Source organism: Marinomonas lutimaris (assembly GCF_019426345.1).
GTDB lineage: Bacteria > Pseudomonadota > Gammaproteobacteria > Pseudomonadales > Marinomonadaceae > Marinomonas > Marinomonas lutimaris.
The window spans coordinates 57,722-72,413 of record NZ_JAHLLW010000013.1 but is presented as its reverse complement, the minus strand read 5'-3'; the positions used below and the strand labels follow the sequence as shown (position 1 = coordinate 72,413).

Genomic DNA, 14,692 nt, shown 5'->3' with positions numbered 1-14,692 from the left:
GCGAGTGTAGTGTTATCTACCTAACCAAAAAATTTTTATATCTTCGGCAAGTTTGCGGCCTTGTATAAAGCCTGCTTCAGCGGTATGAGCTCGTGTCTGAATTAGGAAAGGGTTATCTTCAAACTCAATGCGTGAAGGGTAGTCTGGAGTGATAAACATAACGTCACTTCCTGACTCTTTAAGCTTTTCAACCTGCATGAAGTAATGTTTATTGTTTATCGGCCACCCAGCGGTTCCCATGGGGGAAATGATTATGATCTTTTGGGCTCCTGCAGCAAATGCAATGCTTTTTGCTGAATGCAGCCCGCCATCTGTGTAGTAGCGCCCATCTATTTTTATTGGATCCACTAACCCAGGCGTTGCACTGCTAGCAGCAATAGCATCAAGCAGGCTAACACCTGAAAGTTTATCAAAGATTACTAATTGACCGCTTTCGCAGTCAGTAGCAACAACTTGTAATGCTCGCTCTGACCAATCCAACATAAAAATGTGCTCGGATATAATTTTTTTCCAAGCCAATGGTGTAAATGTGGTGTGCTTTTTTAGCAATATATCAAGAATATTCTCTTGAGATGAATTTGTGTCACTAGCTATTAGTTGAGACCAAAGCTCCAAAATACGATAACTTTCTATTGATGTTACAGACTGCCAACTGTGGGGTGTTGAGGCCAGCACTTGCATACTAAATAATTTATCTAGAGAAACTCCGCTATGAATCTGTGCGGCTAGAAGAGCTGACAATGAAGAGCCAATTAACACTTCGGCTTTTGATATATCACATTCCTCATGTTTCAGACCATAGACTAAACCTGTGGTCCAAGCCATACCAGCAACACCTCCAGCATCAAATACGACAGTACGTTCAATAGCGTGGTTTATGGTGTGAGGCATTGATAGGTTTCTCTATAATAAACAGTAGTTCGTCAATTCTTATTGCAGGTAAGAATGAGCCACCACATAAGAAGATGCTTGTGATGACTCATTTTTGGTAGCCTTAGTCCGCTGGTTTCCACGCAGAAAGCATTCCAAGGGCATTGTCATAGTTGCCTGTTGCTACGGCATCACGCATGAATTTGGCGTTTTCCACAATGATTTCTTTAGGTGTGGGTTCGCTATGCAAAATGGACATCGTCTCATTGAGGAAGTCTTCTAGAGGCATAGCGTGGTCGTCATTTTCCTGACCGAATAGTGTTGTACGAACACCAGGAGGAGCTAACTCTATGACGCGTACAGAGGTGTCGGCGAGTTGAACGCGTAAGCCTTCGGTGAACGCATGAACTGCTGCTTTAGTAGCACTATAGGTTGTTGCTATTGGAAACGGTACAAATGCTAAAGAAGAACTAACATTGATAAGAGTGGCGTCTTTTGTCTGCGTTAATTGCGGCAAGAACGCATAGGTCATACGGATGGTGCCTAGAAGGTTAATGGTGACAGACTCTTCGGCAGTTTTTAATGAATCTGCTTTCACAAAATCATCGCTCAACATAACGCCAGCGTTGTTGATAACAACATTCAAATCAGGGTAACGCTCAGCGACTAGTTCACTTGCTTGGACAATAGATGCAGCGTCCGATACATCTAGTTCGATGGCTTCGATACCCGGGTAATCTGTAGTGATTTGTTGAAGCAAAGCTTTTCGTCTTCCAGCAATGATCACCTTGTTTCCAGCTTTATGAAAACGTAGAGCTAGGCCAAGACCTATGCCTGAAGTTGAGCCAGTGATAAGAATCGTATTACCTGTGTTTTTCATGGGTTTCTCCTAGTGAATAAAAAGGGTAAAATAATAAACGGACAATCCTCCGCTTTTTTTGAAGAGTAACGGACAGCTGTCCGCTTGTCAAAATAAATTTATCATAAGGAGACTATGTGGATAGCCCTAAGCGTGCTGATGCTGTTCAGAACCGAGAACGTATCCTAACGGTTGCACTTGCGGAGTTGATTAACTCTGCTGAAACACCGCTGAGTGCCATTGCCAAGAAAGCAGGTGTCGGACAGGGAACTTTTTACCGACACTTCCCAACCCGTGAAGCATTGGTCATTGAGGTATATCGTCACGAGATGTCGCAAGTGACTGAGTTTGCAGAACACCTTCTTAAGACGGTTCCGCCCAGCCAAGCGTTAAGGGAATGGATGTACCGTCTTGCCGAGTACGCCATAACGAAAGCGGGTCTGGCGAACGCAATTCGTCAAGTAACGAGTTCGAAAGATTGTGCTGGGACGGGAGGTTACGCATCAGTAATCAATGCAGCACAAATGCTTCTAGATGCTAATGTGGAAGCAGGTACTATCCGATCAGGAATTACAGCTGACGATTTTTTTCTGGCAATTGCAGGTATTTGGCAGATCGATGCTAGTGAAGACTGGCGACCACGTCTTACATGGCTCATGGATTTGGTTATGGAAGGATTACGACGCGGCGCACCCGCTCAAAATTCTTAATCAATAACATTTATGCGGAATATGGTTTTTGTTAGGTAGCGAAGAATATTGCAAACTGTTAAGTGTTCTAAGTAGAGATCGAAGGACGACGCTTTATTCCTCCGATCTGCTTACTTTTTAGATGTCAAAGATTTTCATCGTGTACTTGTTGATTTTGCGATTAACTCGATGGTTATGCAAATTGAATAACTTGCCCTTTATTAGGGTTAAAGAAATCATTTCCTTTATCGTCTACAACAATAAAAGCTGGAAAGTCTTCAGCTTCAATTTTCCATATTGCTTCCATACCCAGCTCTGGGTATTCAATGCACTCAATACTTTTTACTGAGTGCTGAGCTAATGATGCGGATATTCCTCCAATTGACCCAAGGTGAAAGCCGCCATGTTTTTTACATGCTTCAGCAACAGATGGTCCACGATTCCCTTTCCCAATCATCACCATCGATGCACCAACTTCTTGAAAGATATCAACATATGGATCCATTCGTGCGGCTGTAGTCGGGCCAAGCGAACCAACAGCATAACCATCAGGAACTTTAGATGGACCTGCATAAAAGACAGGGTGGTCTCTTAAATATTGAGGAAGCACTTCGCCTTTATCTAATCTTTCTTTTAGTTTTGCATGAGCTATGTCTCTAGCAATAATAATGGTTCCATTTAAACTCACCCTAGTGCTAACTTTTAGAGCACTAAGTTGCTCAAGAATTTTTGGCATTGGTACATTTAGATCAATTGAAACCGCAGTACTGCCTATTTCTTCATCGGTTAAATCGGGTAAATATGCGGCTGGATCGTCTTCTAATTGTTCAATGAAGATGCCATCTTTTGTTATCTTCGCTAAGGCTTGGCGATCTGCAGCGCAGGAAACGCCAATACCAACTGGACAAGATGCACCATGTCGAGGTAAGCGAATGACTCGAACATCATGACAGAAGTATTTTCCATCGAATTGGCATCCAATGCCAAACTTCTGAGTGAGCTCTAGTACTTCTTTTTCTGCTTCTAAATCTCTATAAGCTTGTCCATACTCGCCACCACTTGTTGGTAGCGTATCAAGATAGCGCGCTGTTGCCTGCTTCACCGTTTTAAGTGTTGACTCTGCTGAAGTTCCACCAATAACAATTGCTAAGTGGTAAGGAGGGCACGCTGCTGTGCCAATTTTCTTAAGATTTTCTTTTAGGAACTTCATTAAAGAATCATGATTAAGTAGTGCTTTGGTTTCCTGAAATAAGTAGGTTTTATTTGCAGAACCGCCACCCTTGGCCATGAATAAAAATTCGTACTCATCACCTTCTGTGCCATACAAATCAATTTGTGCTGGTAAGTTGTTCTTTGTATTGACCTCTTCGTAGAGGCTTACTGGTGAAATTTGAGAATAACGTAAATTAAGTTGCGTAAACGCTTCAAACACACCTTGAGAAATGTAGGCTTCATCTTCACCATCAACCCAAACATTTTTGCCTCTTTTTGCTTGGATGATAGCTGTTCCAGTGTCTTGGCACATTGGCAAAACACCACCAACGGCTAGCGCAGTATTTTTTAACATTTGCAATGCGACAAAGCGATCGTTCTCTGATGCTTCTGGATCATCAAGAATATCTCGAACTTGTTTAAGATGAGATGGTCTGACTTTATGAGATATTTCTTTAAACGCTTCCTTAGTAAGTAACTTAATGCCTTCAGGATCTATCTTTAAAATATTTTTTCCATTAAAGCTTTCTACAGAAACATAATCTGATGTTAGCTTTCTATAATTTGTTTCAGATTTTCCTAAAGGAAACATTTTTTTATATTGCATGGCCAGCCTCAAATGATAGTATAAAAATTAAATTTCTTTATAAGGTCAGTTTTGTATTTTTAATTTTTTAAATGAATTATTAATGCATCTATCTATTGTTGAAAATAAGAGAATGAGATGATTAAGCTTTAGTTGATTTTAAATTATGTTCATTTGATAATGGAAATGCTAATAAAGCATCTCTCTATGCAAAATAGGTATTGGAAATGGATTCATTGTGGTTAGAAGATTTTATTGCTCTAGCAAGTTACAAAAATTTTTCACGTGCTGCTGAGTTCAGAAATGTCACTCAGCCCGCATTTAGTCGAAGAATTAAGTCTCTAGAGGAATGGTTGGGTGTTGAATTATTTGATAGAACATCTCAGGGAACTAACTTGACTGAAACTGGGCATGAGATGCTGGCGTTGGCTCAAGACCTATCAAGTAGGCTTTATTTTTTTCGTGAAAGAGCGAGAGAGCTAGGCAGTAAAGAGCAGCATTCATTGCAGTTTGCTGCTACATACACGCTCTCTTTTACGTTTTTTCCTAAATGGATTAGAAGCTTGGATAGTCAAGCATCGTTTGAAGCTATTAAGTTAACAACAAACAGTATGAAAAAATGCGAAGAAATGTTAATAGATAGAGAAACTGATTTTTTACTTTGTCATGGTCTGGAAAATGTTGATAGTTTATTATCAGAAGATCAGTTTATGTATAAAAAAATTGGAGATGATGAACTAATTCCGGTTGTCGGATCTGAATTTTTTATTGATACAAAAAAAATGGTCGAAACTAAAATTCCATTTTTAAGGTACAGTGAAGAGTCTGCATTAGGTCGAATATTAAAAGAAAAATTAAAAAGTAAAAAAAAATGCCCAAAATTAGATGTTTTTTTTGAATCTCATTTATCACCCGTGTTGCTTTCAATGGTTATTGAAAATAAAGGTATTGCTTGGTTACCTAAATCTATAATGGAAAACGAACTTAAAAACGGAAAAGTGAGGATATTATTAGATGAGGGTTTTACAATCCCTGTTGATATTAGATTGTATAAATCAACTAAAATAAAAAATGATTTTAGTGAAAGTTTCTGGGAATCATTATGATGAAATATAGCAATATAGATTTTAAATTTTGAAAACATCTCTATTAACAAGGTCTATTGGAACATTGCCATTCAATGCTGAGCAAAGGTTGTCAATCGCTTTGACTGCCATTGCCCGTCTTGTATCATGTGTTGCTGAGCCTATATGAGGTAAAGTGACGACATTGGGGAATTCAAATAATTCGGAGATTTCTAAAGGCTCTTTGCTATAAACATCTAATCCTGCGCCCGCTATTTTATTATTTTTTAACGCGTTTATTAGATCGTTTTCATTAACAATCGCGCCACGAGAGACATTAATTAAAATGGCGTTTTTCTTCATGATGTTAAATGAACTCTCGTTGATCATATTTTTTGTTGAATCTGATAAAGGAACAACTGGGCAGATAAAGTCAGCTTCTTTATATAAGGTTTTTAGATCTACATGTTTGGCGTTTAATATTTTTTCTTGATCTTTATGTCGTGTTCGGCCGCTATAAATAATGTTCATGTTGAATCCAAATCTTGCACGACGAGCTATCGCTTTACCTATTTTTCCTAAACCAATAATGCCAATTGTTTTCCCGTGAATATCATAACCAAATAAAGAGTCACCAAATACAGAACTATCAATTGGTTTTTTCCAGTTATTTGATTTTGTCCATTTATCTAGTTCAGGCACTCTTCTAGCTGTTGATAGTAAAAGCGCAAGAGCAAGATCTGCAGTTGTTTCGTTTAGTACATTGGGGGTGTTTGTTAGCATTATTTTTCGTTCACTTAGATATTTCACATCACAATTATCATATCCAACTGAAATATTTGATATTACCTCAAGATTCTTCGCTAGTTTTAAGGAGTCGCTATTAAATTCACGACCGCCACCAATCACCCCGTGAGTTTCTGATAGAGCCTGTAAAAAATTACTTTCTGCATCAATTGCTTGATCATCTATCATGGTGACCTTAAAGTTCTTAGCTATTTTTTTGGCCAGATCTTTAGGTACTCTGTTGTAAATCAGAATTTTCTTTTTCAAAATTGCTGCTCCAATAAAAATTATAAATTTTACTCTAGTGAAAAAGAGGTTATTGGTGAAATGCTTTTTTATTATAGCGCTATGCATTAAAAGCAATATAAAAAATCAATATAAACAGGTATTTTGTATTTATTATAAAAATAAATTGAGGTCGAAATGAAGAATAATAGAGGTAAAATTTATCTTTTAGAAAAATGTGCTGACAGTTTCGAAGTGTTATTACTGTTGTTTGATTGCAAGAAGCGACCCTGTTTTGATTTGGTTTTTTTAAATGATCAAGAAAGTGAAGGATTTAAGCGGCTTAATTCTTTAGAAATATCTTTCCCTTTTGTTTGGACGGACAGGGGGGAGTATTTTTGTGGGAAAGAATTAGTCGATTATATATTGAAAGGGAATGATTTTGATATAAGTAGTTTAGAACTGTATTGTCTATATAAAAAGTATTATCAGCCCGAAGTAAGTGTAGATGATGTTGAGTTGACTGCGCATTGTCTAGATTTTTAAAGTTTTTGTGAATGTGAATGTGACTGTGGGGCAAGTGCCTTAGGCCAACCAAGCTTATTACGTTCAAGCAAGATCGAGTGATTACTTACATTCTTGGTTTAAATAAAGCCTGTTAGAGCAAGTCAATTAAATAATGTTATACGCAATGTGCTATGAGTAAGTTATCGAATTATTGTTTTTTGTATCAAAGCGTTAAATGTATTTGCGTTTCTTTGCAGTTTACCTATCTGGTTGAGAGCAAGTACAGGTAAAGCACTTATTTGTCGTAGTGTTATACCTGTATACCTTACGTCATCATAGGATAGTTTGGTTTACCCTGCTTTTGCCTGCTGTTCGAAGTTTTGCAAAATCATTGCCAAAGATTTGATTGCCCATTCGCGCCTTTCCATACTTTGTTCGCTGAAGTTGAGTCTAAAACAATTACGGTACTTTCCTGTTGCTGAAAATAGCGGGCCAGGCGCAAATCCAATCCCTTCCTCTCGGCAGCGTTCGACTAGCTTGACACTGTCAATGCTCGAGTGGAGTTCCACCCAAAGAATGAAACTGCCAGCAGGGTAACTGACTCGTGTGTCGCTAGGTAAATAGGTTTTTATCGCCTTAAGTAAATGATCTCGTTGTTGCTCGTAGTCTTGTCTCATTTTGCGGATGTGCTTAGCGTAGCCTCCTAAGCGAATAAACTTCGCAATGGCAAGCTGGGGAAGAACAGGGCACATAGAACTGCTGACATATTTAATGTGCGTTACCTTATCTCGATAGCGACCAGGTGCAATCCAACCTACTCGCATTCCAGGAGCTATGGTTTTGGAAAAGGATGAGCACAGTAAAACACGCCCGTCAGTATCAAAGGATTTGATCGTTTTTGGGCGAGGGAACTGATACGAAATGTCGCCATAAATGTCGTCTTCAATGATAGCAATATCGTAGCTTTGGGCTAGTCTATAGAGCTGTTCTTTTTTGTCTTCTGGCATTGTGTAACCCATTGGGTTATTACAAGTTGGGGTGACAAAAATCGCCTTAATGGGCCATTGGTCGAGTGCCAGTTCTAGGGCTTCTAAACTAATGCCTGTTTCTGGGTGCGTCGGGATCTCCATCGCTTTAAGATTTGCCGCTTTGATTGCCTGCATGGAACCGTAGAAGCTTGGCGATTCTATGGCAATAATATCGCCAGGTTGTGTGACAGCTCGTAGGCAGACAGACAGCGCCTCTTGGCAACCTGATGTGATCACTAAATCATCAGGGTGTAATTGGCAGCCTGATGCCACTGCAAGACGACAAAGTTGTGTGCGCAACTCTTCTGTACCTCGGATATCAGCATAGCCTAGTCCTAACTCTGGCTTTTGTTTTGAAAGGTCGGCCAAGGTTTTCAGTAAGGGTTTTAGTGTCGATGCTTTCATATCAGGCATGGCATGTTGTAATTGCACGCCTTTGTTACCACTGCGATTCATTAACATATTTAGCACTTCTTCCCATTGGGATACTTCCAAGGGGCGTTGCGGTGGCCTTGATATACTGGGCAAATTATCTTTTTTGCTAGAGCAAACGAAGTAGCCTGATTTAGGTCGCGCTTCCACAAGTAGTTCTTGTTCAAGTTGTCTGTAAGCTTCTTGTACAGTGGAAATGCTGACGCCATGTTCTTGAGCTAATTGACGCACAGAGGGTAATTTATCCCCTGACTTATAAAAGTCATGCTGTATGTGTTCGCGTAAGCGATTAGCGAGTTTTTGATAAAGTGTCATCTTGCTCCCCTTAAAATCCTTCTTGGTATCTGTATTGATTATAAAGCGCAAATCCACCTCTTATTACCATACAGATTTTGAGTTATTCTGCCATACAGGCGAAAATAACTGTAATCTGTATGTTTGATAAAGTGATTTTCTGAGTCTGTATTGTATTTCTGTCTTCTTTTAAAGTGGTTACTCATACACGTAGCACTTGTAAAACTCTATCGGTGCGATTTAAAAGGAGAAAGTCATGTTAGTCGTCAGCTTATTTGTTTCTATTCAACAAAGTGTAGAGCGTTTTCAAACGCGTAAAAAATTGGCGTCTTTAACTGCTCAGCAGATGAAGGATATTGGCATGACAAAAGAGCGTTATCAGACAGAATTATCACGGGCAACTATGGTTGGTCTTGTGCGAGATGTGCTGTTGTTGATCAAAAATGGAGGGCGGATGTCATGATAGACTTATCTTTTTTCTTGGCGCTTGCCATGTTTGCTTTTGTGACTTCCGTGACACCTGGCCCGAATAACATTATGTTATTGGCGTCAGGTGCTCAATTTGGTTTCCGCCGAACCTTGCCGCATATGCTAGGAATTGTTCTTGGTGTCGCAAGTCTGCTGCTGTCTACTTTAATGGGGCTTGGTGCGTTATTTACCTGGTATCCACCTCTATACAGCGTTTTAAAATGGGTTGGTTGCGCCTACTTACTTTGGTTAGCATGGAAAATTGGCAGTGCGCCAGTGGGAAATTTAGAAACTAAAAAGGCGCTATCTTCACCAATGAATTGGTGGCAGGCTTTGCTTTTTCAGTACGTTAATCCAAAAGCTTGGATGATGGCGATTGGTTGTGTCAGCTCGTTCGCAATTGCTGGAGATTTATATGTTCAGTCTGGTTTTTGGATGATAGTGCTGTTTGCTGCGATGGGATTTCCTGCTATTTCTGTGTGGGCATGGGCTGGCGTAAGTATTCGACGTTGGTTAACCGATCAAAAACGGCAACGACTATTTAACTTTTTTATGGGCATTGCTACGGCCTCTACACTATTACTGATTATCGGCAATTGACGACTGATAAAGGGGATATAAAGTGACAGAACAGCGAGAAGGAAAATGTGCCTCTAAGGATAACAAGTGGAGTCTTTATATCATAAAGACTCGCTTGAATACGCTTTATACGGGCATTAGTACCGATGTTGATCGTCGCTTTAAAGAGCATTCTGGCACTAGTAAGCGAGCAGCTCGCTATTTAAGAGGAAAAGGGCCACTGGAGTTGGTTTGGCATCAAGCAGTGGGCTCTAAGAGCGATGCATTAGTGTTGGAATATCAGGTGAAGAAACTGAATCGCCGCCAAAAATTGAGCCTTATAGAAGGAGATATAGACCTAGCGGCATTAAGCCATTCCTCTTGAAAAGAGACTAGCTTTTAAGAAGTAATATAAGCTTGTTTTTCCCGTCGATCATTCGTAGCATGGCATATATTTTGTAATGGCTTGCACTGGGAGGCAAGGAGCTATGATTAGTCATTTTGACCACATTGTTTTAACCGTGGCAAACATAGACAAAGCCGTGTCTTTTTATGAAACCGTGCTTAAAATGGAGGCCATTACCTTTTCAGATGAGCGCAAAGCTATGCGTTTTGGCCAGCAAAAGATTAACCTTCAATTGTTGGGGCAAGAGCTGCGCAATCATGCAATGGAAGGATCTGGCGATTTATGCTTGATCACCAATTGGAGCATGGACGAAGTGATTGATCATCTGAAAGCTTGCAAAGTGACTATATTAGAAGGTCCCGTGACGAAATCTGGCGCTCTAGGACCTATCCAATCAGTTTATTTTAATGACCCTGATAACAATCTTATCGAAGTCAGTGTTTATTTAGATAATGATGCTATACCCTAATAAGTAGAAGATATTTTTATTAGTTAAAAAATGTCTAGGCTACATATCATTGATACGTTTCATTAAGAAATTTTTTCGTTCTTTGAATTTTTCGCTGCTTACATAGCTACTAATATACGTTTGCTTTGATACAACTGAATCTTCGAAAATTGAATAATCATCCTTTGTTAAAGCATGTTTATTCGTCATTAAGCCATCACCTTTTCTAAGGAAAGTATTTAATTGTTTTTCTGAAAGGTGTTTTTTTAGCGCATTATAAAAGAAATAACCTATTGAAAAGTAGGGCATAAATCCATATTTTTCGGCTCTTTTTGCGACATCTGGTTCAAGAGGTCTTGTTTTTTCTTCTCCCGTTATAACCTTTTCTAGTAAAGGTACTTTTCCTGAAATGAATAGGCTTATTGTCCTTTTTTCGAAAATATAGTTAACAAAACCTTTTAAGGTGTCATTGATTATTTTTGACCCTTTTGGCGAGGCTATAAACCATGCTTCAATTGGTCGAGTAGGGTTTATCCTATGTACAAAGGTAAATAAATTACACTCTTTAGTTGCTTCAGGCAGCCATTCATCTAGTGGCTTTAAACAAAAAGTTGTTGCATCTGTCCATACGCCGCCATGTTTGCTTAAGAGATGTAGTCTTAATAGATCTGCTTTTGTTGGAGGAAGGCAGCGAATTGAAGACAATTGATGCATTGCATGAAAATCAAATCCTAGAAATTGTTCTAAGTTGCTATCATTTAAAAGATTGACTTGATAATTAGGATTAAGTTTTTGCCATGACTCAACACTTAACTTAACCACTTCAGGGGCATTTTCAAAACCTGAGTCCCAAAAAATCCAGATGATTTTAGGAATGTCAGAAGATTCGTTAGATGTGTTTGTTGGCTCAAGTAAAGAGTCTAAAGAGTGTTGAGCTTTTTTTATTGCGGTATCTTTGAAATTTTTACTATGGAAACTATGTTCTATGTTTATTTCGGATAAATGATTGTAAAGTCGATTGAAAAAACTATACTTTTTTCTGAGAGGAAATATTTCTCTGTCTAAAGACTTTATCTGTTTTGAAAATCTCATTGTTAACGACTCTTGGTGTTAATTAATTAATCGATTATTGGGCCGTATTTTACTTATTGTGTTTTGGGCTGTACAGCGAATCTGTGCACATACGACCCGTGTAAGATGCACTTAAAGAGGAATTTTCAGATTATTCCTAAGCCTCGAGAAGCTTTATTATGTTATTTAAAACCTCTTGATACGGCATTTCTTCATACACACCAAACCCGCTAAGTTGGCGGGCTTTTACTTTGGTGAAAATGGGTTGTGTCAAACCCGTTAAGAAGCGCGTAATCAATATCGCTGTGACTTGAGTCCCTGGGCTTTTGTTTCTAACATGTTGAGCGAACTCTTGAGCATACTTTGCTAAATTATTCCATTTCCCAACATCATCGTTTATTCCGGTTGGCTGGGCAAAGACGAGAATTTTTCCGCGACAAACCGAACAATGGCCGCAATATTCTGGTGAATTTTGATCACCAAAATATCGAGCTAGATTATTATTCAAACAGCGATCTAATTGAAAGAAACGAATCATGGTAGCGATTCGTGCAACTTCAGCACTTTGTTTTTCTTCCACATATTGATGCAATTGGTTTGCTAATGTCTGATGGTGAAAATGCTCGCTATGGACTTGATACACTTCAGTCAGGCCTTTGCTTTCTAGCGTCAGAACATTGTGATCCGCTGCAAATTCCAAGACTTGCAATACGTCGCCTCGTGATAAGCCCGCTTCGTTAAATAGCTTATCAAAATCAGGTGTGCCCCAGATTTTCTTGTATTGAATGCCTTTTAGAATTGCTTGGTAGGCAGATTGCCACTCGGTTGGGATTTGGTTGGCAAAAGCGATTCTATCGCCTTCCCATTTAATTTTGATATCCGCGTAAAAACTGTATTTTGGCGTGAGCGCACCGAATAATTCGAGCTGCACCAATAAGGTTTTGAGCGGTAAAGAGCGAATGTTGGTTAGATTGGACAATCCGTACAGTTGTGTTTCCCATTCGTATTCAACTGTTTGCTCGGTAATGCAACGTAGTAAAGTGTCGATGTCTTGCGACTCAGGTGTGTCACCATAAACAAAGTTTTCTAGGGTGCTTAAACCTTCCAAACTGGCGAGCATTACACATCGGCTCGGTTGGTTATCTCGCCCCGCACGGCCAATTTCTTGGCTGTAGTTTTCGATTGATTTGGGTAAATCAAAATGCACGACTAAACGAATATCCGATTTATCGATGCCCATGCCAAACGCAATGGTCGCAACGATAATACGTGTTTTACTATTCATAAAGTCGGTTTGAATAGCGCTGCGAATATCACTATTCAAGCCTGCATGGTAGGCGACTGCTGAGTAGCCATCGGCTTGTAGAGTGCGAGCGACATCTTCGGCCGTTTTCTGCTGAGTCACGTATACAATGCTCGCGCCTTGGGTATCGTTGAGGATATTTTTTAAAGTGTTTAGCTTTTCATGCCGTTGTATTGGGATAAGATCAATATCTAAGTTGTGTCGGTAAAAGCCAGTTTGCACTATATGTTCAGGGTATATGGCAAATTTTTGCGCCATGTCTCTTTGCACTCTGCGTGTCGCCGTGGCAGTTAACAGTAAGACTAATGGAATGGCCAACTCTTGTTGATAAGAGGGCAGTTTTAGATAGTCCGGACGGAAGTTATGACCCCATTCTGAAATACAATGAGCTTCGTCGACTACTAACATAGAAATCGGAACGCGCTTGATAAAGCGACGAAAACGTTCGTTTTTAAAGCGTTCGACCGAGATCATTAAAATTTTAATAGCGCCACTCTGTACTCCAGACATAACAGCTTGGCTTTCATCTTTGCTTTGACTGGAATCTAAACACGCCGCAGGAATGCCTTTTGCTTTTAAAAAAGCTAATTGATCGTGCATTAAGGCAATTAATGGCGAGATTACTAGTGTCAAATTAGGCAGTTGAGTTGCAGCGAATTGGTAACACAAGGATTTGCCTGAACCCGTTGGAAAAACCGCAAGAGAAGAGTGACCGGTCAGAAGCTGTTCAATAGTTTGCTGTTGTCCTTCACGAAATTGGTCGAAACCGAACAAAGAATGAAGTGAGTGTTCTAGATGTGCTGTATTTGAAGGTATCATCGTGAAATTTGCCCCCATTCTAATTCGCAATTTTTTAGTTCGTTTAAGTGATTTATCCAATAGTCTTCACTGCCAAACCAAGCAAAAGCTTTGGTAAAAGCAGGGTCATGCCAACGGCTTTGTAGCCATGCAGTGTAACTAATGACACGCACACATTTAAAAACATCGACTAAATCCAATTCACGAGTTTCAAAAGGCAAATAGGTTTCGTAACCTTCAATGATTTCGCTTAATTGTTGTCTTGGATTTTCTGTTTGAGTAATGTGTAACCATAAATCTTGAACGGCAACGCCATTTTGGCAATCATCAAAATCTAATAAATGAAATTGGTCGTCGTGCAACATCAAGTTACTGCGGTGGCTGTCTCCATGAATTGGACGCAACTGAGTTGGCCAATAACGCTTAATGCTGCTCTCGCACATAGCTCGCAGCGTAGCGATTTGTCTAATATAAATAGGCTTGAGCTTTTCTGGCAACTGTAATTCTTCTGCTAGTTCTGAATGCCCAAATAAAGTACGCCCCGTTAAAATTTGATTAGCTGCATCATCCATTTGTGATAAAGGAGAGACACTGATGCGCTCTTTAAAGGGAGTTGTTGATAGAGTTTGGTGAAGCTGACCGATGAGTTCGCCAATTTGATAAAGCTGATCAAGGTTGTCTGCTTCAGGGTGTTGCCCAACTAGACGTGGAGACAAGCAAAAATACATGTCGTTATGACGAAGCAAACTCTCACCATTAAATTCCAATGGGGCAACAACAGGAACGCCTGCGGCTTTGAGTTTTAATAATGTTTGGTGTTCTTCTCGAATCTGCGCTTCGTTCCAGCGTTCAGGACGGTAAAACTTTGCAATGAGAGGAGACGCATCTTCAATACCAATCTGATAAACCCTGTTTTCGTAGCTGTTTAATGGATAAATTCGAGAGTCACTCCATAGTCCTGTGGACTCTACAGCGTCTAAAATGGCATCTGGAAGAAGGGACGAAAAAGAATGAGTAGCCGTCATAATGGATGCTCTGATATTAAAGAATAAAAATGTGTCAGTGGCTCTAACGCCAATTTGAAAATT

At 39.6% G+C, this 14,692-nt stretch carries 15 protein-coding genes; 7 read left to right on the top strand and 8 right to left on the bottom strand.

Features of this window, described 5'->3' with window-relative positions; all coding sequences use genetic code 11:
* Nucleotides 1–12 precede the first annotated feature (12 nt).
* Nucleotides 13–891, bottom strand: coding sequence for a patatin-like phospholipase family protein (locus tag KPL72_RS14730; RefSeq protein ID WP_283248012.1), 879 nt, complete (start codon nucleotides 889–891; stop codon nucleotides 13–15).
* Nucleotides 892–994: 103 nt separating this feature from the next.
* Nucleotides 995–1,750, bottom strand: coding sequence for an SDR family oxidoreductase (locus KPL72_RS14725; RefSeq protein ID WP_212918238.1), 756 nt, complete (start codon nucleotides 1,748–1,750; stop codon nucleotides 995–997).
* Nucleotides 1,751–1,866: 116 nt separating this feature from the next.
* Here KPL72_RS14725 and KPL72_RS14720 point away from each other — a divergent pair, with 116 nt between their 5' ends.
* On the top strand, nucleotides 1,867–2,439 hold the full coding sequence (locus KPL72_RS14720; RefSeq protein ID WP_212918239.1) for a TetR/AcrR family transcriptional regulator: 573 nt from the start codon (nucleotides 1,867–1,869) through the stop codon (nucleotides 2,437–2,439).
* 172 nt (nucleotides 2,440–2,611) lie between these two features.
* Here KPL72_RS14720 and KPL72_RS14715 read toward each other — a convergent pair whose 3' ends face one another.
* Nucleotides 2,612–4,237: a fumarate hydratase gene (locus tag KPL72_RS14715; protein ID WP_219703429.1), complete on the bottom strand. Its 1,626-nt coding sequence runs from the start codon at nucleotides 4,235–4,237 to the stop codon at nucleotides 2,612–2,614.
* A 206-nt stretch (nucleotides 4,238–4,443) separates the two neighbouring features.
* On the opposite strand from KPL72_RS14715, the gene KPL72_RS14710 reads away from it, so the two are divergent.
* Nucleotides 4,444–5,322: a LysR family transcriptional regulator gene (locus tag KPL72_RS14710; RefSeq protein ID WP_219703428.1), complete on the top strand. Its 879-nt coding sequence runs from the start codon at nucleotides 4,444–4,446 to the stop codon at nucleotides 5,320–5,322.
* A gap of 21 nt (nucleotides 5,323–5,343) precedes the next feature.
* On the opposite strand, the gene KPL72_RS14705 is transcribed toward KPL72_RS14710, so the two are convergent.
* Nucleotides 5,344–6,333, bottom strand: coding sequence for an NAD(P)-dependent oxidoreductase (locus KPL72_RS14705; protein WP_212918242.1), 990 nt, complete (start codon nucleotides 6,331–6,333; stop codon nucleotides 5,344–5,346).
* A 156-nt stretch (nucleotides 6,334–6,489) separates the two neighbouring features.
* Here KPL72_RS14705 and KPL72_RS14700 point away from each other — a divergent pair, with 156 nt between their 5' ends.
* A complete protein-coding gene (locus tag KPL72_RS14700; protein WP_219703427.1) occupies nucleotides 6,490–6,837 on the top strand; it encodes a hypothetical protein in 348 nt (115 codons plus the stop codon).
* A gap of 311 nt (nucleotides 6,838–7,148) precedes the next feature.
* Here KPL72_RS14700 and KPL72_RS14695 read toward each other — a convergent pair whose 3' ends face one another.
* Nucleotides 7,149–8,573, bottom strand: coding sequence for an aminotransferase-like domain-containing protein (locus KPL72_RS14695; protein ID WP_219703426.1), 1,425 nt, complete (start codon nucleotides 8,571–8,573; stop codon nucleotides 7,149–7,151).
* A 235-nt stretch (nucleotides 8,574–8,808) separates the two neighbouring features.
* Between KPL72_RS14695 and KPL72_RS14690 the strand changes: the two genes are divergently transcribed.
* The 4 genes from KPL72_RS14690 to KPL72_RS14675 all read left to right on the top strand — a co-directional run bounded on the left by KPL72_RS14690 (nucleotide 8,809) and on the right by KPL72_RS14675 (nucleotide 10,453).
* Entirely contained in the window at nucleotides 8,809–9,015 is a 207-nt protein-coding gene (locus KPL72_RS14690) for a DUF1127 domain-containing protein (RefSeq protein ID WP_212918245.1), read from the top strand.
* Nucleotides 9,012–9,620, top strand: coding sequence for a LysE family translocator (locus tag KPL72_RS14685; RefSeq protein ID WP_219703424.1), 609 nt, complete (start codon nucleotides 9,012–9,014; stop codon nucleotides 9,618–9,620). The genes KPL72_RS14690 and KPL72_RS14685 overlap by 4 nt, the downstream gene beginning before the upstream one ends.
* Nucleotides 9,621–9,642: 22 nt before the next feature.
* Entirely contained in the window at nucleotides 9,643–9,963 is a 321-nt protein-coding gene (locus KPL72_RS14680) for a GIY-YIG nuclease family protein (protein ID WP_219703422.1), read from the top strand.
* A 103-nt stretch (nucleotides 9,964–10,066) separates the two neighbouring features.
* Entirely contained in the window at nucleotides 10,067–10,453 is a 387-nt protein-coding gene (locus KPL72_RS14675; RefSeq protein ID WP_219703421.1) for a VOC family protein, read from the top strand.
* Between the two features lie 39 nt (nucleotides 10,454–10,492).
* On the opposite strand, the gene KPL72_RS14670 is transcribed toward KPL72_RS14675, so the two are convergent.
* The 3 genes from KPL72_RS14670 to KPL72_RS14660 all read right to left on the bottom strand — a co-directional run bounded on the left by KPL72_RS14670 (nucleotide 10,493) and on the right by KPL72_RS14660 (nucleotide 14,629).
* Nucleotides 10,493–11,524 (bottom strand): capsular polysaccharide synthesis protein, encoded by a 1,032-nt coding sequence (locus KPL72_RS14670; protein WP_219703419.1) that lies wholly within the window; start codon nucleotides 11,522–11,524, stop codon nucleotides 10,493–10,495.
* A gap of 136 nt (nucleotides 11,525–11,660) precedes the next feature.
* Nucleotides 11,661–13,625 (bottom strand): RecQ family ATP-dependent DNA helicase, encoded by a 1,965-nt coding sequence (locus KPL72_RS14665; RefSeq protein WP_219703417.1) that lies wholly within the window; start codon nucleotides 13,623–13,625, stop codon nucleotides 11,661–11,663.
* Nucleotides 13,622–14,629 carry a serine/threonine protein kinase gene (locus KPL72_RS14660; RefSeq protein WP_219703415.1) on the bottom strand — a complete coding sequence of 336 codons (1,008 nt, stop codon included), beginning with the start codon at nucleotides 14,627–14,629 and terminating at the stop codon, nucleotides 13,622–13,624. The genes KPL72_RS14665 and KPL72_RS14660 overlap by 4 nt, the downstream gene beginning before the upstream one ends.
* Nucleotides 14,630–14,692 lie beyond the last annotated feature (63 nt).